We start from the raw sequence: 23,828 nt of genomic DNA on the forward strand, positions 1-23,828 counted from the left end.
GACTGGAACGCGTCCAACACCACGCATCGTCTAGCGTTTACCCAAGTGGGATGCTCGATGATGTCGCACATCCACAGCAAATTGAGTTGGGTGCGCAAGAAATTCGGGTGCACAGATCCTCACTGCGGACCTCGATTTCGGGTTCTTGCGGGTCCGCCGCCGCGGAATCCCGGCCGGCCCAGCCGCCCGCATGAGTTTGGCGACCGTCTTGCGGCTGACCATGATGCCCATCGCCAGCCGCAGTTCGGCGTGCACCCGTGGTGCGCCGTAGGTGCCGTGGGACCGGTTATGGACCACGGCGATCACCCCGGTCGTCCACTCCCGACGCAACGCCGCCCGCGAAGTCGGCCTCGAGCGCCACTCGCAGAACCCGCAATGACTCACTCCAGCAGCCAGCAAGCCAGCTTGACCGGTAATCCCCCGCTCCGCGAACCGGGGCGACTACCGGGAACGCCCTTTGGTTCGCCCTTCAGCTCCTCGTAGATCCTCGAGGCCTCGTGCAGGAGCGCCAGCTCGGTCTCCAACTGGCGGATCCGTCACTTCGCCGCCACGAGATCGGCGTGCTCGGTGCTGCTCGCCCTGGACGTTCACCGTGGTCGACGAGGTCCTGCTTGACCCAGTTGTGCAGGCAGGACTTGCTGATCTCGAGCTCATGTGCCGTCTCCCAGACCGACCTGCCAGCCCGGACCAGAGCTACCGCCCGAGCCTGGAACTCAGCGGGATAAGCATTCGGCATGATCGACAGCCTTCCAGACGACAAGTCATCGACTCCACAAACCCGAGTCCGTCGTCTGGGGCAACGCCACCGTGCCCGGTGAATGAGGGGGTGGAAGCTCACCGGCTACCGCACACTCACCTTGCCGCTACAAACACAAGGCCGGACACTTCCTCGCCTTCCTGCGCCTCGGCACAGCCCTGGCCTGCCACCAGAAAATACGCAAAACACCACGTGAGAACACGCTCTTAATCACAAAGGGGCCTGCCGTCCAATTCACCCTTCGAAGCAAGGTAGACAGCAGGACGAACAAATCTTCGCTCTAGATGGGTTATGCGGCGACGAGATCGATCCGGATTGTCATCTCTGCGACCTTTTCGCTTGCAGAGTTGGCCGATACATAGAAAGCGTACTCGGCAGATGAAGACTCGATACGCTTTGCCCGCATCCGCACTGTCTCACCTGCCGGGACCAGCCGGTGTGCATCAAAACTGACACCCCGTGTGAGCCAGCGAGCACCCTGCATACCTGTGTACGCCTCGAGCGTGTGACTGACAAGACGGCTCATGGACGCACCGAGGACGGCCACCGGCATCGCTGGATAGCCGTCGAAGTGCCCCGCACAGTCACCAGGCTCGGCTTTCACGTCAGCGGTCATCGTCTCACCGTCGTGCGTCACTCTGTGTAGTAGCAGGGCAGTCGTGTAGGGTTCTCTGCGTAAGGACCCGGGAGGAGGTCAGGCCGGCGTAGGCGCGCAAAAATTTTGCCGAAAGCTTCTTCCGTGAACGACGTATAGTCCACGTCAATGCGAGCGACCGGACGGCCGGTGGTAGCAATGAGAGTTGTGTGAGCATAGGCGTTGCGGGAGTCGCGGAATCCACCGGTGGCGTAGCCAATGAAGGAGTCACTGCTGCACGCTGGAGTTGTGACCAGCCAGGCGATATCGCAGTGGGTGGCGAGATAGTAGCGGCGACGGTCATCCGGCGCCACCGAGGCAACGGCACACGAGCCGAGGATAGCTGTGTGGCGTGCGGCTTCGGCGGCCGTGATCGGGCCAAGCTCGTACGTGGCTGGTAGCTCTACGGGGATCGTGGCAGTGGTTTCTCCGGGTGCGATCTCGTGGAGATTTTGCAACGCGAAGTACGGTTCACGAACGCATATTCGAGCGTAGAGGGCGTTGCGGTTCGTTGAGTTGATATTCACCCGGTTCAGTCTTCCAGGAATTACTGGTCGTCGATACCGGCATTCGAATCAAGCACGCGGGCAAGTTCATCACGGTGCGTTGCGGGACCTGGCCCGACGTACGGCAAGCGGTCACCCGCTACCAGACTCCGACCGTCCAGTCAGCGTAAAGCGAGACCGCGTCAGCCATGAGTCGGAAATCGCAGAATGTCACCGCAGCCGAGGGGAGTCAATGAATGGCGAGTCCGACTGAGGTCAGAGATATCATGCTTAACTGACTGGACCGACTTCCTCCACCTGCGGCGAGGATTGTTCCGGCAATACAGGACACCTCACCCGAAGAACAGAAAGATGAGACTACTGCAATCACCTCCGATGTACTCCTAATCTCAGCGGAATACGATACATTGATCAGACGCTTCTCTAGCGCCTGGGTGCTGGGTGCTGGGTTCGAAATTCACGTTGATGAATCCGGAGGCTAGCGCGTTGTTCCCGTCTTTTTTGGACGCGGGCTTTGGGGCCGTAACAGAATGATCTTGGGTGTGGTTTGATGCCGTGTCTCGTTGATCTGTGGGAACGGATTGGGCCGTTGTTGCCGCGGGTGGAGCGTCGGTTCCGGCATCCGGGCGTAAGCGGTTGGACGACCGCAAGGCGTGGTGCGGGATCATGTTCGTGCTCTATCCCGCGATCCCGTGGGAGTCCCTACCGCAGAAGCTGGGCTATAGGTCGGGTATGACGTGCTGGCGCCAGCTGCGTGACTGGACCGAGGCCGGTGTGTGGCAGCAGTTGCACGAGTTGCTGCTGGCGGAGTTGCACGCGGCGAACCTGCTGGACTGGTCGCGGGTGGTCGACGGGTCGCATGTGCGGGCGTTAAAAGGGGCAGGAGACCGGCCCCTAGCCCGGTCGATCGAGCCCGTATCGGGTCCAAGCACCATGTTGATCACCGACGGTACCGGGATCCTGCTGGAGGCTACTCTGACCGGCGGGAACCGGCATGACGTCACCCAGCTGATGCCGTTGATCCACGCGATCCTGCCGGTCCGGGGCCGGCCAGGGCCACCGCGGCGACGGCCACGACGGATCTACGCCGACCGGGCCTACGACCACGACAACAACCGCCGACTTGTCCGCGCCACGGGAATCACCCCGGTCATCGCCCGCCGCGGCCAGGAGCACAGCTCCGGCCTCGGTGTTTCGCGAACAATAGAGGGGGATCTGCACGGGAATATCCTGCGGGCACCAGCCCGCCAGGGAGGCAAGATTTCCGTGCTCGCCGAACTGTCCCAGGAGATCGACATCGACTGGGGCCGCTCGCTCGCCATCGTTGACTCCTCGGGAGATGCCGATGTACTCGGCGCAGTCGGCTTCCCTGTCGCTTTCCGACCCTGATGCGCAACTTCGACAGGTAGCTCAGAAACAAAGATGGACCGTCGCTACCCGTGACGACGTGCTGCGACGCTGTCATACCTTGCTCCACCACAACCACAACAACACGGATTCCACGCTTCGCGCTAAGACGCCGAAGAGTCGTCCGGAGCCATGTTGACAGCAAGTTGTTTCTCCGCGCTGGCGGCGCCGACACCAGCACCGCCAAACCAACCACAACCAACGAAGAAACACCAAATGCCACGAAATGCGACTGGTACTAGCCAAGTTGAGCGGCCCCGGTCCTTCCGGACAGCGGACCAACTAGAGTTCGTGTCTGGAAGAGAGGGTGTCCGTGTCTATGAAGAGTCGTCGGTCGTTTACTCCTGAATTCAAGGAGGAGACGGCGAAATCGGTGGTCGAGTCGACACGTCCTGTCGCGGCGGTCGCTCGGGAAATCGGTGTCAGTGAGCAGACCCTGCGCAATTGGGTTAACGCGTATCGCCGCGACCACGCCGCCGATGAGCCACCATTGACGATCTCAGAACGTGCCCGGTTGCGGGAACTGGAAAAAGAAGTCCGGGAACTGCGCGCGGAACGTGAGTTCCTGGGAAAAGCCGCAGCCTTCTTCGCCAGCGACTATCGGTAACAGAACTCTACGAGTTCATCGACGCGGAGAAGGACGTCTTCAGTCAGGCCATGGGAAGACCGTTGCCTGTCGTGACAATGTGCTCATGGCTTGAAGTGTCGAAATCGGGATTCTATGAATGGCGTACTCGGCCGGAATCAGAGACCGCCCGGCGCAGGCAGTATCTCGCCGGGCTGATCACCAAGATCTTCACCGACTCGGACGAGACCTACGGTCACCGCCGCATCCACGCCCAGCTCGAGCGCCAGGGCGAGCGGTGCACCCCCGAACTGGTCCGCCAGATCATGCGAGGCCAGGGCCTGGAACCCTGCCAGCCCAAGCCCTGGCGGCCGGCACTGACCGACGGCGGCCCGGCGATCCTGCCGGACCTGCTACGCCGGAACTTCAGCGCGGACGCGCCATGCGAGAAAATGGTCGGGTCGGGTAGCCCGGGGGAATCACACCCCCGGGCTCCCACCGAACCCGGCGTGACAGTCTCCCGTCACCGGGCTCTTGTCGCCCTGATCACCAGAACGCGCGAGTCCAACGCCAACGTGCGAACATCCGCGGATAACGCGTTGTGATGTCCACCCAGCACTTCTTGGCTTTCTTGAACCCAGCTAACCGTTTGTACTTTCTGCGGATCCAGCGCACCAGTCAGGCGTTGATGCGCTTGAGGAGCGAATGCAGCTCGGTGCGATAGAAGGCACCGTAGTACTGCATCCAGCCTCGCACAATCGGATTCAGCGTCTGTGCGAGTCGCGCGAAGGTGCGGCCGGTGCGACGGTGAAGCCGCCAGCGGCGGACTTCCCCACTGATCTTCTTGAGGGCGTCCTTGCTGATCGCCGGTCCGAAACCAGTGAAATTGACACCCTGTTTGCTTCGCACCTGACGTGCGCGGAACGTGAACCCCAAGAACGTGAACGACGTGTGCTCATACGAGCTCCGCCGGTTGCTGTCCTTGCAGTACACGATCCAGGTCTTGCCCGGGTGTAACCGCAACCCGACCTCCTCCAACCGGTTCCCGATCGCCTCGGCAAGTTCCTGCGCCTGGCGTTCGCTGACGCAGTGCACCACCGCGTCGTCCACATATCGTTCGAACCGAACGTCCGGATACTTCCGAGCCATCCACGTGTCGAACGCGTAGTGGAGGAACAGGTTCGCCAGCACGGGCGACACCGCCGATCCTTGCGGAGTACCGCGATCCCGCTGCCGGACCGTGCCATCGGGCAGTTGCAGCGGCGCTTCGAGCCACCGCCTCACATACAACAGCCCCCAGCGGGCTTCGGTGTTCGCTTCGACCGCTTTCACGAGGAGGTTCCAGGGCACGCTGTCGAAGAACTTCTCGATGTCCAAATCCAGGACCCAATCAGTCTTCCAGTTGCGCTCCCGACACGCCGCCACCGCGTCCAGCGCCGAGCGTTTCGGGCGGTAACCGAAGGAATCCGGATGGAAGATCGGTTCGACCTTCGACTCCAGATGTTTGGCCACCACCGTTTGCGCGACTCTGTCCGAAACAGCAGGAATGCCCAGCACCCTGGTGCCCCCTCCATGCGGCTTCGGTATTTCCACCGCTCTCACCGGAGGTGGAAAGTAGCTTCCCGAGGACATCCTGTTCCAGATCCGGAAGAGACTATTCTTCAGGTCCTTCTCGAAGTCCTCGATCGAGCAGCCATCCACACCCGGTGCACCCCTATTGGCCTTGACCTTCTCCCAAGCCTCCCATACTTCCCACTTCGAAATATCAAACGGTTTGCCTGACGACTTCAACTCGTTCACGCGACTCCTTCCGGGAAACAGCCCGGTTGATCGAATGAACACAGCCACGGACGACCCGGCCCCTTCGCTCCGCCCCCATTACAGAGGTTTCATCACTACTACGAACCGGTCCGTCGGCGCACCCCGCAACGGTGCTCAATCCCTTACGGTTTCCTGCCGCTTGGAACACTCCCTCTCGCCATCCAACGCGGACGGCAGTGTCAGGGCACGCCTTCCCACGTTCCGCGTGAAAGCCGCAAACCGGGCTCGCGTCGCCTCCATGCCGGGCACCACCTGGCCAATAAGCGGGCTCCCGCCAGGCTGATCCTGAAGCCATATCTACACCCTCAGTTTTGATGCCATCTCATAAGTTTTCGACACGTCCGCAGCGATTCGCTTGCGCTCGCCTTCCCGGTCCCCACCTGACGCATCTCGTGCGCCTTTTCCTCATCGTTCACCACGACGGTCTTCAGCCAACGCAGCATGAGGCGGTTTGAAGCCTCCCCCCACAGGGCGACTCCGAAGGGCCACAAAACCTTCATCTTCCACGCAGCACCGCATCCAGCAAGGCACCTACCTACATCTCAAACCTCGCCTTCAGCGTTCGTGGCACACCGATATCACCTACATTCCCACCTGGGAAGGATGGATCTATCTGGCGACCGTCATCGACTGCCACACCAAAGCGGTCATCGGATGGGCCATGGACGACAACTACCGAACACCCCTGATCGAGAAAGCCATCCACATGGCCGTCCGGAACTACTCAATCAAACCCGGAGCGATATTCCACACCGACCGCGGCAGCAACTACATGTCCGCCCAATTCGCGAACACACTCCGATCTCTCGGCATCCGGCACTCCGTCGGCCGCACAGGAATCTGCTACGACAACAGCATGGCCGAATCATTCTTCGGCGCCTCAAAAACGAGCGAGCCCATCGAGTGATTTACACAACACGAAAACAGGCCATCGCGGATATCGCCGCATACATAGAACTGCGCTACAATAACCAACGTCTCCACTCAGGACTCGACTACAAGCCCCCCAACGAGGTCTACACCGAGTACCTAAACCGGCAGCAAGCAGCGTAGGCCAAGCCACCAAGAAGCTGTCCGGGAAGATCGAGGCCCCTCAAGTTGACTGTGTGAACTTCGGTGTTGGGTGACACGGCGCAGCATATTTGGGCTTTTCGTTTGATGCCGCGCTGATGGAGACGTGGTCGCCCTGTTACCGAGTCACGGTCAGGCTCCCGAAGGAACGGGTAACTGCGAAACTGCCGATCCCAGCCGAGAAATTGATGGCTCCGGTCCGGAACGAGCCGACGGCCAGCGGGCTGATGGTGATTTTGTATCGATTGGGACCGCTTGTGGGGCAGGTGGCGGTCTTGGAACTGGTACCAGTGACCAGGCCTTGAGCGACTGCCACACCAATGCGCGCGAGAACAGACGCGCATTCATAGGTACCTGACACGGTCACAGCGCCATCGTCGAGGGTAGCCGAGTCTGCAGCGATCACCGTGTTCTGCGTGGCCTGCCCTTTCTGGGGCGACCTGAATCCCTCTTGCGTGGCTACGGGCGCCTGTCCGGGCGAGCTGGGGTTGGCAAGCACGGCATGCCAGCGCACCGGGTTTCCGATGGCCCATGCGCGCGGAGTCGGGGTCAGGGCTCCCGTGATCGCGTGCCCGGTGGTCGGGCAGGCCACGGACACGGTTTGCCTACCGCTAGCGATGCTGACGGTGCCGGAGGAATTCCACTGCGTCGCGCTCACCTGGAGGTCGGCCGAGCCGGTGCCAGCACAGCTGACGGTGCCACTGAAAAGTAGTTTTCCTGCCCTGTCGACCGAGCCGAACAGCAGGTTGAGGGTGTTGCCCGGCCCTGTGGCCGCCTGTGCCGGGGCGACAGAGGCTGCCACGACAACCGCTGCTATCGGCACGACCAGGGCTAACTGCGCAAACAGTCGTTTCGGAATACGCATCGCACACCTCCACAAATCTGACACCGGCGCAGCCTGAGGCCACTGTGACGTAAATCACAACAGTCCACTCTGGACCGAGCAACGTGAAAGCAGCCATCGTTCGGCAGGCCCCACCGTCGACATGGTCGCAGTCGTCATTTCCGGTACCATAGGAATCCCAGATAGACCGTCCGCATTGGACACACGAAGCCGCGGAAAGATCACTCGTCCTAGGTAACGGACGGCCTATCAGACACCTCGGATAACACTAACCGGGCATCCGATTCACCGGATCGCGGGGCCGGAAGGTCGTCGACAGCTGTCATCCGCAGAGCTGAACGCCAGTGCGGGTCAAGTCTCATCGAGATGGCTGGTCTGCGAAAGCAGAGGCCCTTCGGGTACTGGCAGGGATGCGGCGAAGGCCTGTCAGCCCTGACGGGCAAGAGCACGTATTGACGGTGTCATGTACGGCTTTTGGCTGTTGCTGAGGCGGATTCGGCAGCGTCGCGCGCGTGAGCACTTCGGAGGATCAACAGCGCGTTGTCGAGCTGGACGCCGACGAGCTCAGCTCGACCGCGGGCCCGGAAGCCTCGTTCAGCCAGGGCAGCAAGCTCGGCGGGATAGTCGAACCGGCGGCGCAGCACGTCCCACTTCTTTGACGATTCACCGAAGGAGTCGGTCTCGGTCAGCCAGCGGGCGAAGTGCTCCACCAGGCGCTGCTGACATTGGTCGTTCCAGAATGCTTTGAGGTGATCGACGCGACACGTATCAGAAGCGTCGGCCGTCCCGGCGGCTTCCAGATAGTCGCTGAAGGCTGGGTGTCCTGCGCGACGGGCCCCGTCAAAAGCCTGCTTGTACTCATCAGGCGCAACGCCAGTTGAGTCCATGAACGAGCCGAACGTTTGACGCTTCATATGTCCACTCCAGGAAGCCGGGGTACTTTCCAGCCCCGCTGGAGCGGGGAACGACGAGAACTATACGCCTGCGGTGCCTGTCAGGTCGTCGCGCCCGTGCTCACCTGCCTGGGCGTTCCAACATTGCGTCAGCGGCGTGGGGATCGAATCAGTTTTCCAGGCAGAGAGAGTTCCCGATGTCGATGGCGACGAGGCAGTGCCGGAGGTGCCGCGCAAGATGCGGTCGAAGGTGTTGGGATACCTCCTCGGGGGTACAGAACGTCCAGCTTTTCACCTCGCCGTCGGGCGCACAGTGGCGATCTGCTCGTCGGTGTGAATGGCACCGTCGAAGACGTAGCTGGCCAGGGTGGCTCGGCCGTCGGGTTGTGGTGGAACCCGGTCGGTCACGAGGTGGGGCCGATCCGGAGATCGATGCAGAGTTCTTCTTTGGCCTCGCGGCGAGCGCACGCAAGGGGCGCCGAGCGTGCAGCCGGTGCCGATGTGGACGTTGTCGGCGACCTGGGCGTAGTGCAACACTCGGGTGCAGTCTCCAAAAATGCGTGCGCCGGAAGCGAAGTGGACGCTGGGCTCGGCGAGCGGGTGGCCGGCGCATGGGCAAAGACCAGCTCCCCGTCCTGGCGAGACTCAACACCGAGCTGCCCGGCGAACCTGTCGCTGCCGTGCACGAGACGCTGCCCGACGACCTTGCTCCGAAGATATAGGCCCTGCTCGACGACCGCTTGCCCCGCTTCCTCGAGGTCGGCGCGAACATCGCCGTTGGCGGGCAGCTCACGCAGTTGACCGGTCTGCGAGACGATCAGGTGGTTCGGCCGTCGTCCGAACCTTGCTTGTCGTCTCCTGACTCAAGTGCGTCGGCAATCAACCGGTGCAGCGCGTTCCGCCGCTCTCACCAGTCCAACTCTTCCTTGCTGATTTCCAGCGCCTTGATGATCAAGCCCACGCCTTTCGGCGAGTCGTCGTGCAGGGTTTTCACCTTGCCGTCGACGGTGACCTCGACCTGCTTGTCCTGGTGCCGGGTGAACAGCTTTCCCAGCCTGGCGGCCAAGACCGTGCCAGCGCCACCCGCACCAGCCGCTGCGACCACGACGACCCACCCCCTGGGACGCGCCACGCACATGGGGGACGTATCCTCGCTCGACGCTCCTTGTCACATCGTCCCGGCCGTCCAGCAAGGTCCGTATGGACTTTGCCCCCATCGGGGTCCTCAGGCGCGTGATGGCTGAGCCTGGCGCCCCGGCTCAGGTAGACCATGCCGTCGACAGCCTCCAGAACATGTCTGTCGCCATCCCCGCAGCTGATGTCGGCCTGCATGCCGCCACGTCGAGAGGCGGAGATATGTACGCGAATGGCGCGCTCGCCGGCGTCGATGCTCATCTCCCCAGTCTGGCTGGCCGACAAACCTCCAGCCGGGCACGAACACGCTGTCGATGACACCGAACTGAAAGAGCCCGCCGACCGCCTCGACCATTGGAGCTCCGGCCTGCCCACCAGCTTGAAAATCCGGCACGCCAGACGGGCGGGTCAGCCCGGCAAGGTCCAGCCAGTGGGTCGAAGTCTCGCCGAACAGGTACTTGGTCGCACTTTTAGTGCGACATGCCCACTGAAAGTGCGAACTACGTAGATTGCGTGCGGATCATCCGCTCTGCAGGAGGCTTCTCATGTTCGCGCTCTTTGTGCGGTTCGAGTTTGACGCCCACGCCGCGGCGGCTGGGTTTGATGACCTGGTCGCGAGGACACTGCCGCTTATCGAGGCCCACGCGCCGGGAACGGTGAAGTACCTCGTACACGATCAAGGAGGCACCGTTGTCTCGCGCGTTCTACGAGCTCTACGCGGACCGCAACGCGTTCGACGCCCACGAGCGGCAGCCACACGTTGAGACGTTTCTCGCCGAACGCGAGCGCTACGTGAAGAGCCACCGGAGCGATCTGGACAGCCTCGTCGAACCCGAACGCCTGCTCGCCTACAACGCCGGCCGCGACGCAGCCGAATACGTCGTCGACACCGATAGCCTCCCCCTCAGCCCAGTCTCCGGCGGCACCTTCCTGGTGGGCACCACCGCATAAGGCCACGTGCTCCGGTCGTCCGGCTGGGTGCCGGGGAGGCGTGTAATGCAGTTATCGAGTAAAAAATACTCGCTTTCAGCATATGGAGAGACTTTTGCCCGCCACCTCGACTGTCGATCCAACGTAAAATCATCACGGCGAATCCGGCCAATTACTCTCCAACGGCAAGCCAGTTGCCCGACGGAGAGCCTCCATAAGATTCGACCGAAGTATCACAGGCGCACGCGAGGCATTGAAGTTTGTGCCGTTCACACTGCGCGAAACCCACCCGACCCGCAAATCACCGTGTACAACTGTCGCACTAAATCCGACAGTCCGATCAGAATTGGCAAATGATTCCAGATTGATGCCGGCATGCCCTCCGTACTGAGCCACCAAAGGCTCATCATTATTCCAGAATTGCCTAAATATGCGGTCACGTCCGGCAAAGTATCCGTGTCGTTGACTTTGTTCTGTCGTGCCGCTGAGCCTTGCAACCACAGTGTTCGTTACAGGGTCATACACCCCACTGAAGCCCTCGCCGACTAACCGCCGATCGAATGACGCGCGGTTCTCTTCCACCGTTTGGTCGCTGGATACTGTGCGGTTGCAGGCGGTGTTGTGGACAAGTATTGGGGTTGTTCCGGAGATGATGTAGTAGGTGTGGGTGTTGGTGATGGTGAGGTCGTGGGTGGGTTGGTGCGTAGTGTTGGGATGGGGGCGAATGGCGGTTACGGTGCCGACGCTGTCGCTGGGGGAGGTGCCGAGTTGGTCACCGACGCGGAGGTGCTCGGCGTTGACGAAGGCAGCTTGGGTGATGTCGTAAATGGGATGGTTAGCGGTCGCGGTGATGGTGCTGGTCGTCCCAGTGTTGGCTGCCTGTTTCCCGCTCGCGGCGGGGTTGGGCTGGCGGGTGGTCGTGGTGATGTCGATCAGGTCGTGATCGGTGGTGGTGGTGTGGGTTTGAGCGACGGTGTCCGTAGCGCGGTGCGCTGGGTGCCGGTTGTCGCTGTCGCCGGGGTTGGCGTTGGTAATGTGGTCGCCGGGTTTGATTTGGTTGATGGGTTTGGTAGTGCCATCGGCCATCAATACCCGGGTGTCGGCGGTGAAGCTATGGCAGGCGATGAGCGGTTCGTCATCCAGTGCCGTGCCAGAGCGCACTGCGGTGCGGCTACGGCCGAGTTGTTCCTGGAGTCCTCCGGCAGCTCCGAGCGCGCCGCCGATGATCGCGCCTGCTGCCGCACCCTGCACTGCTCCCTGGCCGACAGCTTCACCAAGCCCCTTCAGGGTACAGCCGCCTGGTCGTGATCCGCATTCGTTGGCGTAACCCGCCCCGCCGCTCACTGCGCCGCCCGCAGCGCCGCCCGCGGCACCGGAGGCCCCACCGGTCAGCGCGTGCAGTGCGACGGGGGGCAGAACCCGTCCCAGCGCTGAGGAGGCGAGTCGCCCGCCAAGCGGCCCGGCGACAGCACCGCCCACGGCACCGCCCACGGCCCCTGCCACGGCGCCGATGGCGACGGCCTTTACGCCGCCGAGAACGGTGCACCCGCCTTCGGATGCCGCGCACGTACGGCCATAGTCGATCCCACTGCCCACGGCTCCGCCAAGGGCACCGGCGAGCATGGAACACCCGATCACGCCAACCCCGGCGGTCAGGGCCGTGCACCCGACAAACGCGACGGCCCCTACCACGAATGACACGATCGTCGAGGCATTGTCTTTAACAAATTGACCAACCGCCTCCGCGATTCCTAGCGGCCCGTTGTCGCTCAGCCATCCACCAGCATCGCTGGCCTTATTTTCAAGCCACTGAAGACCATTGTTGCCTGCATCGACAATTTCCTGGCCGATGCTGCCGATGGCCGAACTGACACGGGCGAAAAAAGTGTCGTCGAACACTCCGTGGCCGGTAGGGTCGGTCTTGGTGAGGGGATTAGCATTCGCGTAAGCGAAAAGATTGGCTGCGGCGGAGTTGGGAACAGGGTCGCCACGGCGGGTGTCTTTGGTAGGGAATTGCCCGGTGGTGGGGTTGTACCAGCGGGCGGTCATGTTGACGTGGCCGGTGACTGGATCGGTCCATCCGGACTGATAGCCCAGATTTCCAGGACGGGGCATCTGGGTGCTGTCACGGCCCGGCGCTGTTGAGGGGGCCCGCGTGGCAGGGGCACTGGGCCGCGTACTGGGTCGCGTTGGTGTAGTGGGCGGGGAGGGTTGGGTTGTGGTCGTGAGCGGTTTACCTAGAGGGGTGTAGGTCTGGGAAGCCTGAAGGGTGGTGCCGGTGGCGGTGAAAGCACCAACGACGTCGGTGTGCTGGTCGGTCCAGGCGAGCGTGCCGGTGGGTGCGCTGTTCGCGGTCTGTTTGCTGCCAATGCCGAGCGGTGTGCCTGCGGGGTCGTAGGTGTAAGAATGGGTGCCGTCAGTGGCGGGAGTGTTGGTGGTGCCTGTGTAGGTGAACGCGGCGGCGGGCGTGGCTATGCCTATACCAGCCCCGGGCGGGGAGGCGGGTTTCCCACCGGCAGTCATGACCCGCCCGAGCGCGTCGTAGGCGTAGGTGCGTGACCCCTGGGAGGCTACCTGTCCGAACGCGTCAGAGACGGTCTTCACCGTGGTGGTACCGGTCTTGTGTTCCTGCTGCGTGCCGCGGGCGGTGTAGGCGTAGGTGTTGGCGCCGTCGGAAGTGAGCTGGCCGCGGGCGTCATAGGTGTAGACGTTCGCTCCGACCTGGATCCTGTTACCGGAGGCGTCGTAGCCGTATTTCGTGGTGGTGGTGCCGTCGTTCCACGAGGTAAGCCGGTCGGCGTCGTCGTATGTGTAGGTGTTGGCCGTGGCACGGGTGAATCCGGTGGTCTTCTTGCTGGTGATATTGCCATTCGCGTCGTGGCCGTAGCTGATTCCCGCGACTGTCGCTCCGGAGCTCGTGGTGAGGGTATCGCCGGTGAGCTGATGTAGATCGTCGTAGGTGAAGGCACGGGTGTTGCCTTTACCCGTGCTGCCTGAGGTGGTGTAACCGATTGTGGTCAGTTGATTGAGCTTGTTGTAGGAGTACGCCAGCTTGGTTTTGGTAGTGGGCTCGGTGCCGGTAGCCGGTCGCCCCGCCTTGTCGTAGGTGTATGTAGTGGTACCGGCCGGGTCCACGCGCTTGGCCAGCGCCCCGTCGTCGGTGTAGGCGAACTCCGATGCCCCAGCTGAACCGGTGGCCTTCCACACCTGGCCGCTGTCGGTATAGGTGAAATGCTCGTCAGTCCTCGACGTCGTACCCGCGGCCGCGGTGGCCGCGGAGGTAACCCGACCGGCCTTGTCATAGCCGAACGTCCGTGCCGCGGTCGTCGTCTCGGCGCCGGTGCCGGTCTGGGAAGTCAGATTCCCGTTGTCGTCGTACGTGGCTTCCACACTGACCCCACCCGGCTGGGTCTGTTTCACCAGCCGGGCGGCAGCGTCGTAGCTGTTCGTGGTCGTGCGCGTCGCGTCGGTGCCCCACGTCGCCGTCGCCGGTTCGATCACCGATCCGGGGAGATTCCACGGGGTGTAGGTGTAGGTCCAGGTGTTGTTGCGCCCATCGGTGAACCGAGTGCGGTTGCCGACCTTGTCATAGCCGAACCCCGTGATGATCGAGCCCCCGGGCGCAGCCGGCTCGACCTGCTTGGTCAACCGGCCCAGGGCGTCGTAGCCAAAAGTCCTCGTGCGGTCCCGCGCGTCGGTGACCGACAACGGATGGCCTGCCTTGTCGAAACTCGCCGTCGTGGTCGCCAACACTTTCTGCTTGGCGTCCCGGTACTGGACACGGGTCGGATTGCCTGCCACGTCGTGCTCGGTCGCCACCGAGGTGCCATCGGCCAGCGTCGAGTTCCGGACATGCCCGGCCACGTCATAGTCGAAGCGGGTGACGTTACCCACCGCATCCGTCATCGAGACCCGCTGCCCCAACGCGTTATGAGCGAACGCGGTCGTGACCTTGCCAGGGGAAGTCACCGACGTCAGCCACGGCCCAAGCGGGCTGAGCCCGCCCCGCGCATAGGAATAGGTCGTGGTCAGCGTCTTCTGCACCGGGTAACGCTCCATCAGCGTCGAAGTAAGCTGGCGGCCCAATTGATCGTAGGTGGCCTGGGTCTGCACCCCGGCTTGGTCGGTGACCCGCAATGGGTGGCCGACGTAGGCTCCCCCACCGGGGGTGTCGTAGCTCGCGGTTACTGTTCCACCGACTGCGTCCGTGGTCTTCACGACATCGCCGAGCTGGTCGTAGGCGAAACTGGTTGTCTTGCCCCGCGGGTCGGTTCGCCCAATCACCCGTCCAGACTTGTCGTAACGCCAAGTCATCGCCGCGGTGATCGTCGAGCTTCCCGGCGGGGTGTACGCCGGCAAAACGACCTTCGTAAGTTGGCTCAGCCTGTCGTACTCGGACGTGGTGATGTTCCCATTCGGGTCAGTCTCGGTGACAGCGTCACCGAACGTGTTGTAGCCGACCGCGTCCACCGGCGACACCATCTGGGGCTTCTGCCCCGAGGCTTCCACACTCACCCACGGCGCGGTGACCGTCGTCGGTCGCCCAGCCTCGTCGTACCCATACCTGGTGACCTGGCCGTTCGGATCGGTCAATAGGGTGACCAGCCCGCGCTGATCTCGCGCCCACTTCTTCGTGACAGCATCCTGTGGTGTGACCCCTGTGATCGTCTGCGACAGCAGTTTCCCCATCGGATCGAACACCGAGGTCTGCGACTGCTTCAGCCCAGAGTCATCACCGAGGGTGACCTTCTCTGCCTCGTCGTCTGCGGTGAACGACACATCGCTGACACGCTGCGCGCCCTTGACCGCGGGCAGCGCTTTCGCTCCTACCACAGAGCGCGTCGTCCGGCCGGCCGCGTCTACCGTGAACGCACTCGTAGTTGCACCGTTATCAGTGACCTGCTCCGTCACGTACCCCGCAGCGTCGTACGTGCTCTTCTCAACCACGAACCGCTCCTGGGCAGAGTCCGCAGCCACGGCGCAGCCGACCCTCGGGGGCATGATCGTCACATCCGCGGGCAGCCCATTATCGTAATAGCGGTGGCACGTGGTGTTGCCGACCGCATCGGTCTGCGATGCGAGCCGACCGGCCGGGTCATAGGCTCGTGACCACACCGTCAGTGCCTTCTTCGGCTGAGGCTTGTCCGACGCACCGGTGTAGTTCTCGATCTTCTCGGTGAGCGGGAATCCCCTCGGGCTATAAGTCCACGAATTGATCGTGCCCTCAGGGTCCGTCCGGGAACTCAGACGCCCGTACTTGTCGTAGCCGAGCTTCGTCGTATTACCGTTCGCATTCGTCGCCGACGCCAACCGACCATACTGATCAACAGTGAACGACACACTCCGCTCGCCGTCCCGCCCAGCGGAGTCCTTAACACTCTGCTTGAGCAGATTGTCGTCCGAATCGTAGCTATTGGTAACCAAAGCCTGATGTTTACCACCCGCGTGCCCCGCCGAGCCAACTACCGGATCCGTTTGGGAAGCGATCCGCCCCCGCGCATCAAAGGTATAAGTTGTTGTCAGCCCTTGCGGATAGCTGTCCGAGATCTCCTTTCGCGACAGCACACGCCCCACCCCGTCCGTGGTGAAGGCCGTTACCAAACCCACGGCATTTGTAGTGGCAGCAAGATCACCGGACTTCTGATATGTCAACGTGCTTCGTGACTTACCTGGTGACATCACCACCACCGGCAACCCCGCCGGCACCCTCCCCCCACCGGCCGCCGCCTCACTGCCGGTACTGTAGGTCACCGTCGTCGTGCGTCCCTGCGGAAAACCAACTACCGGCGGCGTTGTCACACCGATCCGATTTCCTGCCGAGTCATAAGAATACTTCGTCAGGTAGGTATTATCATCCTTGTTCTTCGATCGGCCATCTCGCGCGGCGATCAGCCTGTTATCCCGAGGGTCCGGCTTCCCCGGCTTCGCCGGGGAATACTCATAGTATGCAGACGAGCAGGTTCTTCTCTTCGTATTCTGACACGTGGCCTGCCGCACCATATTACCGTGCACATCATTACCGAACTCCGCACTATTCTCATTCGGGTCGATCATTCTCGCCAGAAAGCCACGTACGTCATAGTCATAAGTGGTCCGGACAGATCTCCCAGCCTCGGTACGCTCCTTCCACACCACACGATTATCGTTCACCGAGTCATAACAATACTTCTGCCGATACTCCTGGGACCCCTCCGGTGCCGTGACCGACCCAGGCTCGCTGACCGTCACGCAAACCCGCGACTGGCCATCAATCGTAGACCGTTCAGGCCCGCCCACACCCCATACGCCTCCATTGGGGTCCACGACCTGCGTCACCCGAGCGGATACGGGATCATACGACACCGCCGCCCGTTTCACTCCCGCTGCCGACGTCACCGAACTCAACAGCCCCGCAGCCGAATGGTCGTACAAACCCTTGACCGCCGCTCCCGACGGATAACTACCGTTCTTATAGTAGGCGACGTCCGAGATGAAGCCGTCAAAATGTACTTCAGATGTTCCGCCACGCTGACTGAACCCAGCACCGACGTAATAGTTTTTAAACGCTTCATGGAGAGGACCATTTGAAAGTCCCAGAGCAGCCCACCCTTGGGTTACCCTCTCCTCTCCTCCCACCTTGGCTCCATCAAGAAAAACCGAATAACTAGAACCATTCGCGCCGATCAGAACGTGATGCCAGCCGTCCCTGTCCCCTGTAATCTGGCCGAGCGAAGTCTTGTATTCTTTAATAGAAGCGCATAGTCTCGCCTTCCTGCCGATGACCTTGCCGAGACAGAATCGACTGATCAACATACCATCAGCTGAAACCTCCATCGCATTCCCGCGATAGTATTGACTACTATCACCGTGACCCATTTCTGCCTTGCTACTACCGAGCAGTACGCCATGTTTTCCGGGGGCAGCTTTGAACCACATCGAGACCGCGTCATCGCTGTCGGCCTTAAACGGCAGCTTAAGGTAGGAGGATTTTCCGTTGAATTTTGCGGCATACTGTGTTCCGCGAGGGGGCCCCGGCTGTTGAAGCTGGACATCATGGTAAGTGGGGCTACTAGAGCCGACTTCATCTTTCGCGGTTTTGACATTTTTCAGATCATCCAGGGGCCAGTAGTTGGCAGGTTTGCTGTTGATGATGTCGGCACGGTGCAGCGACGCACCCAAGGAATGGCCGTAAGTGGTGCAGTCCGTAGAAAAATTCGCGTGGCAGGCCTTTTGCAGGTTGTCCCCCTCGTAGGTATAGGTCCTGGTCAGGGCGGTGTCCGGTTTACCCGCCGTGGCCGGGTCGGTCACTACCTTCGTGACATGCGCGCCCACCCCACCTGACGGTGCCGACCAGGTCAACGTCAGCGCCCGCCCGGACGCGACGGACTTCACCGCGGTGATGCGATTACCCGCGTCCCAGGTGAACGTGACCGCCCGCCCCTGGGCATCCAGCACCTCGGTGATCCCATACCGGCCGTTCCCCAAGCCCTGCCCGAACAGGTAGCGCGTGCTATCCTTGTCGACCAGAACGTACTTGACCTTCACAGGAATACCCGGCACGGGCAACACCGGGATATCAATCAAGGTAGCCGACCGCCCTTGCGGCGACGAGAACGAGCCATCAGGGTTCCTGCCAAACCCCACCTCGGACCCGTCCGGATACGTCACTACAGCATCAGATGCCGCCGGATCCGGTGTATTCCCCCGCTCAGAGACTCGCGCGTCGAGCAAACTAGACCATCCCGCACCGAATGCCCCCGAACGACGCGGATCCATCGAATTGTAATTCCGCGTCACCCCCAACACCGGACCCACCACGCCCACAGACAGGTCAATCACCTCGGTCGTGTAGTTCCCAGCGATAGGGCTGAACCCACGAGTCTCCGTATTCTGCGACAGCAGCGACGTAATCTCCGGCTGCCATACCCTCACCAACAGCCGCCGAGCATCCGAGGTCACACAGTCGACCCCACATGACGCACTCGAGCTCACCTGCACCGTCCAGGTGTAATCCTCGCCAAAAACAAGATTAGCCGCACTTCCTCGGACCGCTGGAACCCGCCATGAGCCCGTATCAACCCACCCCGAGTTCGCGACCTCCTGCCTATTATTCCCGCTCCCATTACGTGAAATACTGAACCGATACTTCAACTCCGCACCGGCCTGCGGATCCGTGGCGGACAGCACCGGGCTCAGCGTCGTGACCACTGCGCCATCAGCCGGAGCACGTGACGCGATCTGCGGCCTCGCTTCCAACGCCACTCCCATCACCGTGGACTGACCATCCGAACCCGCCGGCACCGACGGAACATAGAGCGGAACCTCGTTCTCACCCGCTCCAACTGCCCCGCCAACACCATCCGCCGCAGCCGTCACATCCGACGACACGCCATGGCCCAATCCCGCCGCGTCCCCAGACCGCTGCACCGGAACATCCCGCCACGACGACGGCGACACCCGCGACAGCACGTCCCCGAGGAACGACAGCCGTGGAAACCCTTCAGAGTCCACCACCCCCGAAACAGCACCAACCGCCACCAGCAACACCCACACCACGCCCACAGCGGCCCATCGCGCGAGCACCCCGCCCCTGTCCACCCCGCCACGCGAATGAGCCGCTTCCTCAGCCATCAGGTCCTCCTGTTTTTCAAAAGACGCTCGATTATCACAATCCGGCTACCTAGCCCAGTCGCGCAACCCCCGCACCCCAAGTGAGTGGGTGAACCGCCTTGAGGCGGAGAGCCAGCACCACCGGCAACGTGAAACGTGCCTGTGAGTTATTCAAGGTCTCCCGAGCCGCCCACTACGCCCACCGCGACACCGGACCCTCCACCCGCCAGCAGCAGGACGACGACTTGACCGCCGAGATCATCGCGATCCACAACGAATCACAAAGCACCTACGGAACACCCCTGGCTACATGCTGAACTGCACGCCCGCGGGCGGCCGCATTCCCGCAAGCGTGTCGCCCGGCTCTACGTGCTACTAGACGGGCGGGCCGGGCCCCAAAACGGTGCTTGGGACGACTACGACAATGCGATAATGGAGTCGTTCTGGTCGAAGTTGCAGACTGAACTTGTCGACAGAAGGAAATCGAAAACCCGGACCGAGCCGGCCAACGAAATCGTCCAATGCCTAGAGACCTTCCATAACCGGCAACATCGCCACTCCAAGGCCGGCTACCTCACTCTCGTCGAGTATGAAAGGCTCCACAAACTACAACAATCCGCCTGACACTCCACAGACGACGGTCCGGAGAACCGGGGCAACGCCAAGATCACGCGCAGTCTCCCGCACCGACTTCCCAGACCGAACCAGCGCGACCGCCCGAACCCAGAACTCAACGGGACAGACCATCGGCAAGATCGACAAACTTCCACACAACACGCCACCGACACCACCAACCCGGCACCCGGGGCAACGCCAGTTACGTTCAACGCAAATTGCGCCGTTCGTCCGGCCGCTACTGCTTATCAGGCGATGGCGTGCTCGTGTCAGGACAGCTTGGGGCTACGGTTGACGCCCGGCGGGAAGAGTGACGGCCGGACTTGCAGAACACCGTAGCCATAGGGGTTGGAAAGCCCGGGAGTGCCCCTGGCTTCGGCTGCGGCGCGCATGGCGGCTGGGAGGGCATCCGGGCTCATCATGACACCATTCCGGTTGAGTGCGTTCCGTATCAGCGCCGCCACACCAGCTGCCGAGGGCGCGGCGGCGGAGGTCCCGAAGAACCTGCAGTCGCCTTGCTTAAGCGTGGGGCATTTGCCCGAGCCGAACCCGCCAGCTCCGCTGATGGACACACCGTCTGCCGCAGACCACGTGGGTGCGGCGTAGCTGACACCACCGGGTCCCGCGACCCCCGTGCAGGGTCCTGCGGCGCCCTTCGCACACTGAGTCGTCGTCAGGATCCGAACCGGGCCCGCAGCGCTGAAAGGCTCAATAGGTATGTCTGTAGGACTGGTGCTCGCCGACGCATTGACCGCACCGACAGATGTAGCCTTCCCTGTGAAGTTGGCATTCGGATCCAGGGAACCCACGGGGTCAGGGACGTCTTTCGATACCGCTCCACGCCAACGGAGGTCGTAAGTTGGCACTATTTTCGTCGTGGCTCCTGTGACGTTAACTGCAATTTTCGCGCGCACGGGGAAATTCTGGGTGTTTCGGTAAACGATTTTTTCTTGGGTGTCTCCCCTCCCGTTCATCTGCACTCCGGTACTCTGGCCCAGGCAGTCAGTGCCAGAGACGTTGAGCAGCAAGAGGTCCAGGTTGGTGAAGCCCCCCTGACCAACTGTGGGGAAGATCGCCCGCGGCTCGCTCCACTGGAGATTGATAGTCGAGGTCTTCTGAGGCGGAAGCTCCACGGTGAAGGTCGTGTCACCGTGCCCGGTGAGATCGACTAAGTTGTCGAATGTACCCGACTTACATTTTGCAAAGGCATTCGGCGGGCCGGCTGGAGCCGATGTATGGCCGGTACCGATAGCAGACCTCCGCGGAGCATGCCGGTCCCCAAGATTCCCGACCGAGGTCACGAGCAGAATGCCCTTCGCCGCGAGTTCATCGGCGGTCGCCGCCTCCTGGCCACGCTGAAACGCTGGAGCCACATCTATCGCAATATCATGGGTGATGATGTTGACACCGTGCTGCGCCAGCTTCCGCATCGCACCATCCAGCCCACCCGGACCGTGGACGGAGGCGAACACCAGTTGTGCCTTCGGTGCCATATCGTGCACGACCTCCAGCATCGCAGTACCCTCATTTGCGTCCTTAACTGGCGGCCCAGGGTCGAGAACGGTGACTGACTGAGGTAGCCGGCCGTTCCGCTGCGCGTCGGCGAGATTACGCACACCATCGGAAATCACACCAACCGTTGCACCCTCGCCGTCGAGACCAGCCAACGCCGCCTTGTCGGCACCATGCAACTGAACGCCCTCGCTCTTGATGACACCCGAGTTCAGGTGGACCGGTGTCAACGGAGTCACCGCAGTTATCCAGGGTAGTAATTCGAGGTTCCGAAGCAGTCCCGGCGCCACCGCTGCCTCGATCACACCTGCGGGTGGCGCGACCTCTGACACCTCGACAGAGCGAACCGAACTGCCCAACACAACAGCCGGAACGTTATTAATATCCCGTTCTTCGGTCTCGCCCACCGGCCCGAAGGCGTGAACACGCACACCGATCGTGCCGTCCCCACGAACACCCACCGCGTCGCCACCGAGTTCTTCAACCTGGCGTTCACTCAATCGAGGCGTACCTCGAGCAGAGCGGAGTGCGGTGTCCATCCTCGCCGCCGTTCGCAGAACCACATCCGCAATCTTGGAGACCTCGTCCTCAGGAGCGCTCTGCTCAACCATACGAGACCGTGGACCCGCATTAGCCACTGGCACAACCGAGAGCGTAATGGACGCCAAGATCAACGTCACCAGAAACACTCGCCGCCACATCGTAACCTCCTGGCCGCTGGGCAAGTCCGTCGACGTTTGACGCTAACCCATCCACCGCTCCTAGCAACCGCACTCGACCGTCGCAACCCCAAAGGACATCGAAATGACTCGGCGGAGCCTCTCAGGCCCTGAAATCACTGCGGAGCTACCAGCAGGCCTCATCAATCGGGCTATTGTTCTACACACATGGATTCGTACGTGCCAGCAACATCACTCTGCGTTGACAAGCCGGCGACGGAAATCCAGCGATGATCCGACGCACACGAGATTGCCTTCTCAATCGCCAACCCACAACGAATTGGTCCGTGCCTAGAGCGGGACTGTCCCAAGATCGGTGTTTCCGGCCCGACACGCCGGGCTGAGGTCCAGCGAGATGGGCACTGTGAGTGATGGCATCGGAGCTTGTGAGTCCACGTAAGAGTGAGTCCAAGCCGGCGCGGGAGCTGTCGCCGGAGCAGGCGGCCGCGGCGGCGATGGTGGCCGAAGCGAAGGCCCGCGGGCTGGCGCTGACCGGCCCGGACGGCCTGCTGAAACTGTTCACCAAGAATGTGCTGGAAACCGCGTTGAATGAGGAGATGACCGAGCACCTCGGTCATGAGAAGAACCAGGCTGAACCGGATCGCGAGTCAACGAATGTCCGGAACGGCACTCGACCGAAAACGGTGGTTTCGGATGCCGCGGGTGAGGTCGACATCAACGTGCCACGGGATCGGGAAAGCACGTTCGAGCCGCAGATCGTGAAGAAGCGGCAGCGCCGGCTTACCGACGTGGATGAGATCGTGTTGTCGTTGTATGCGAAGGGAATGACGACCGGGGAGATTTCGGCGCATTTCGCTGAGATTTATGGCGCCTCGGTGTCGAAGGAGACGATGTCGCGGATCACGGACAGGGTCGTCGCGGAGATGAACGAGTGGGCCAACCGGCCGCTCGACGCGGTCTACGCGGCGGTGTTCATCGACGCGATCCACGTGAAGGTCCGTGACGGACAGGTCGCCAACCGGCTCGTCTATGCGGCTATCGGCGTCACCGTGGACGTCCGCAAGGACGTCCTGGGGCTGTGGATGGGCACCGGCGGCGAGGGCGCGAAGTTCTGGATGAGCGTGCTGATCGACCTGAAGAACCGCGGTGTGCGGGACGTGTTCTTCCTTGTCTGCGACGGACTCGAAGGCCTGCCCGAAGTCGTGACGAACGTGTGGCCACAAACCATCGTCCAGACCTGCATTGTTCACTTGATCCGCAACACCTTCCGGCTCGTGTCCCGCCGGGATTGGGACGCGGTGAAACGCGACATCAAACCCATCTACACAGCACCCAGCCGGGACGCCGCGGTGGCTGCTCTCGACGCATTCGAAGAGAAATGGGGCGCGAAGCATTCGGCGGTGATTCGTCTATGGCGCAATGCTTGGGATGAATTCGCCCCATTCCTTGACTACGACGTCGAGATTCGGACGATGATCTGCTCCACGAACGCGATCGAATCACTGAACGCCCGCTACCGGCGGGCGATCCGCGCCCGCGGGCATTTCCCGACCGAGCAGGCCGCGATGAAGTGCCTGTACCTTGTGACCCGCAGCCTGGACCCGACCGGGACAGGCCGCGCCCGATGGACGATGCGCTGGAAGCCAGTGATCAACGCGTTCGCTATCACGTTCGGTGACCGCTGGCCGGGAGCCGAAACCTACTGATCAACAACGCCGGAAACACCGATCACGGGACAGACCCCCTAGTACTGCAACGGCACTCAGTTGAGTGGGTAGCCTCGCCGTTTGTAGTGGCTGAGGCGGGCTTGGTGTTGTCGTCGGCGGCGGAATCGTGACCAGGACCAGATGTGGTCGGCGGTGTCGGCGAC

Annotated in this window: 18 protein-coding genes; 7 read left to right on the forward strand and 11 right to left on the reverse strand. The window is 61.9% G+C overall.

Annotated elements, in window-relative coordinates; all coding sequences use genetic code 11:
• Positions 1-30: 30 nt before the first annotated feature.
• From ACLARN_RS42585 to ACLARN_RS42605, 5 genes are all read right to left on the reverse strand, one after another.
• Positions 31-384 carry a transposase gene (locus tag ACLARN_RS42585; RefSeq protein ID WP_409497191.1) on the reverse strand — a complete coding sequence of 118 codons (354 nt, stop codon included), beginning with the start codon at positions 382-384 and terminating at the stop codon, positions 31-33.
• Complete coding sequence (locus ACLARN_RS42590; protein WP_409497193.1) at positions 381-524, reverse strand: hypothetical protein; 144 nt, start codon at positions 522-524, stop codon at positions 381-383. Before ACLARN_RS42590 ends, ACLARN_RS42585 begins: the two co-directional genes overlap by 4 nt.
• Complete coding sequence (locus tag ACLARN_RS42595; RefSeq protein WP_409497176.1) at positions 470-736, reverse strand: transposase; 267 nt, start codon at positions 734-736, stop codon at positions 470-472. The genes ACLARN_RS42590 and ACLARN_RS42595 overlap by 55 nt, the downstream gene beginning before the upstream one ends.
• Before the next feature lie 310 nt (positions 737-1,046).
• Positions 1,047-1,373: a hypothetical protein gene (locus tag ACLARN_RS42600; RefSeq protein ID WP_409497177.1), complete on the reverse strand. Its 327-nt coding sequence runs from the start codon at positions 1,371-1,373 to the stop codon at positions 1,047-1,049.
• 17 nt (positions 1,374-1,390) lie between these two features.
• Positions 1,391-1,918 carry a hypothetical protein gene (locus tag ACLARN_RS42605; protein ID WP_409497178.1) on the reverse strand — a complete coding sequence of 176 codons (528 nt, stop codon included), beginning with the start codon at positions 1,916-1,918 and terminating at the stop codon, positions 1,391-1,393.
• A gap of 615 nt (positions 1,919-2,533) precedes the next feature.
• Here ACLARN_RS42605 and ACLARN_RS42610 point away from each other — a divergent pair.
• The 3 genes from ACLARN_RS42610 (at position 2,534) to ACLARN_RS42620 (ending at position 4,474) form a co-directional block, all read left to right on the forward strand.
• Positions 2,534-3,286 carry an IS5 family transposase gene (locus ACLARN_RS42610; protein ID WP_409497179.1) on the forward strand — a complete coding sequence of 251 codons (753 nt, stop codon included), beginning with the start codon at positions 2,534-2,536 and terminating at the stop codon, positions 3,284-3,286.
• A gap of 337 nt (positions 3,287-3,623) precedes the next feature.
• Complete coding sequence (locus ACLARN_RS42615) at positions 3,624-3,911, forward strand: transposase (RefSeq protein WP_409497180.1); 288 nt, start codon at positions 3,624-3,626, stop codon at positions 3,909-3,911.
• A gap of 95 nt (positions 3,912-4,006) precedes the next feature.
• Positions 4,007-4,474 (forward strand): IS3 family transposase, encoded by a 468-nt coding sequence (locus ACLARN_RS42620; protein WP_409497181.1) that lies wholly within the window; start codon positions 4,007-4,009, stop codon positions 4,472-4,474.
• 73 nt (positions 4,475-4,547) lie between these two features.
• On the opposite strand, the gene ltrA is transcribed toward ACLARN_RS42620, so the two are convergent.
• Positions 4,548-5,669, reverse strand: a complete 1,122-nt coding sequence (gene ltrA / locus ACLARN_RS42625; RefSeq protein ID WP_409497182.1) for a group II intron reverse transcriptase/maturase — start codon at positions 5,667-5,669, stop codon at positions 4,548-4,550.
• A gap of 472 nt (positions 5,670-6,141) precedes the next feature.
• Here ltrA and ACLARN_RS42630 point away from each other — a divergent pair, with 472 nt between their 5' ends.
• Together ACLARN_RS42630 and ACLARN_RS42635 are read left to right on the forward strand one after the other, a co-directional pair.
• Positions 6,142-6,597, forward strand: a complete 456-nt coding sequence (locus tag ACLARN_RS42630; protein WP_409497183.1) for a transposase — start codon at positions 6,142-6,144, stop codon at positions 6,595-6,597.
• A complete protein-coding gene (locus ACLARN_RS42635) occupies positions 6,594-6,743 on the forward strand; it encodes a hypothetical protein (RefSeq protein WP_409497184.1) in 150 nt (49 codons plus the stop codon). The genes ACLARN_RS42630 and ACLARN_RS42635 overlap by 4 nt, the downstream gene beginning before the upstream one ends.
• Positions 6,744-6,879: 136 nt before the next feature.
• Here ACLARN_RS42635 and ACLARN_RS42640 read toward each other — a convergent pair whose 3' ends face one another.
• The 3 genes from ACLARN_RS42640 to ACLARN_RS42650 all read right to left on the reverse strand — a co-directional run bounded on the left by ACLARN_RS42640 (position 6,880) and on the right by ACLARN_RS42650 (position 9,603).
• Positions 6,880-7,626, reverse strand: coding sequence for a hypothetical protein (locus tag ACLARN_RS42640; RefSeq protein ID WP_409497185.1), 747 nt, complete (start codon positions 7,624-7,626; stop codon positions 6,880-6,882).
• Between the two features lie 440 nt (positions 7,627-8,066).
• Positions 8,067-8,519, reverse strand: coding sequence for a hypothetical protein (locus ACLARN_RS42645; RefSeq protein WP_409497186.1), 453 nt, complete (start codon positions 8,517-8,519; stop codon positions 8,067-8,069).
• An 886-nt stretch (positions 8,520-9,405) separates the two neighbouring features.
• Entirely contained in the window at positions 9,406-9,603 is a 198-nt protein-coding gene (locus tag ACLARN_RS42650; protein WP_409497187.1) for a hypothetical protein, read from the reverse strand.
• Positions 9,604-10,322: 719 nt separating this feature from the next.
• Between ACLARN_RS42650 and ACLARN_RS42655 the strand changes: the two genes are divergently transcribed.
• Complete coding sequence (locus tag ACLARN_RS42655; RefSeq protein WP_409497188.1) at positions 10,323-10,583, forward strand: hypothetical protein; 261 nt, start codon at positions 10,323-10,325, stop codon at positions 10,581-10,583.
• Positions 10,584-10,715: 132 nt separating this feature from the next.
• Here the strand turns inward: ACLARN_RS42655 and ACLARN_RS42660 are convergent, their stop codons facing one another.
• Together ACLARN_RS42660 and ACLARN_RS42665 are read right to left on the reverse strand one after the other, a co-directional pair.
• Positions 10,716-19,172, reverse strand: coding sequence for an RHS repeat-associated core domain-containing protein (locus ACLARN_RS42660; RefSeq protein ID WP_409497189.1), 8,457 nt, complete (start codon positions 19,170-19,172; stop codon positions 10,716-10,718).
• Between the two features lie 863 nt (positions 19,173-20,035).
• The gene (locus ACLARN_RS42665) at positions 20,036-21,778 is read right to left on the reverse strand and encodes a S8 family serine peptidase (RefSeq protein ID WP_409497190.1); all 1,743 of its coding nucleotides are present in this window, start codon (positions 21,776-21,778) and stop codon (positions 20,036-20,038) included.
• 590 nt (positions 21,779-22,368) lie between these two features.
• Between ACLARN_RS42665 and ACLARN_RS42670 the strand changes: the two genes are divergently transcribed.
• Positions 22,369-23,664 (forward strand): IS256 family transposase, encoded by a 1,296-nt coding sequence (locus ACLARN_RS42670; protein ID WP_409497192.1) that lies wholly within the window; start codon positions 22,369-22,371, stop codon positions 23,662-23,664.
• Positions 23,665-23,828: the final 164 nt, after the last annotated feature.

It is taken from the genome of Amycolatopsis sp. cmx-11-12 (assembly GCF_046269425.1).
Taxonomy (GTDB): domain Bacteria; phylum Actinomycetota; class Actinomycetes; order Mycobacteriales; family Pseudonocardiaceae; genus Amycolatopsis.

Bases quoted from the DNA above. Each gene is read 5' to 3' on its own strand.
- ACLARN_RS42670 (WP_409497192.1), top strand. From the start codon at position 22,369: ATGGCATCGGAGCTTGTGAGTCCACGTAAGAGTGAGTCCAAGCCGGCG.
- ACLARN_RS42640 (WP_409497185.1), bottom strand. From the start codon at position 7,626: ATGCGTATTCCGAAACGACTGTTTGCGCAGTTAGCCCTGGTCGTGCCG.
- ACLARN_RS42595 (WP_409497176.1), bottom strand. From the start codon at position 736: ATGCCGAATGCTTATCCCGCTGAGTTCCAGGCTCGGGCGGTAGCTCTG.
- ACLARN_RS42660 (WP_409497189.1), bottom strand. From the start codon at position 19,172: ATGGCTGAGGAAGCGGCTCATTCGCGTGGCGGGGTGGACAGGGGCGGG.
- ACLARN_RS42645 (WP_409497186.1), bottom strand. From the start codon at position 8,519: ATGAAGCGTCAAACGTTCGGCTCGTTCATGGACTCAACTGGCGTTGCG.
- ACLARN_RS42615 (WP_409497180.1), top strand. From the start codon at position 3,624: ATGAAGAGTCGTCGGTCGTTTACTCCTGAATTCAAGGAGGAGACGGCG.
- ACLARN_RS42600 (WP_409497177.1), bottom strand. From the start codon at position 1,373: ATGACCGCTGACGTGAAAGCCGAGCCTGGTGACTGTGCGGGGCACTTC.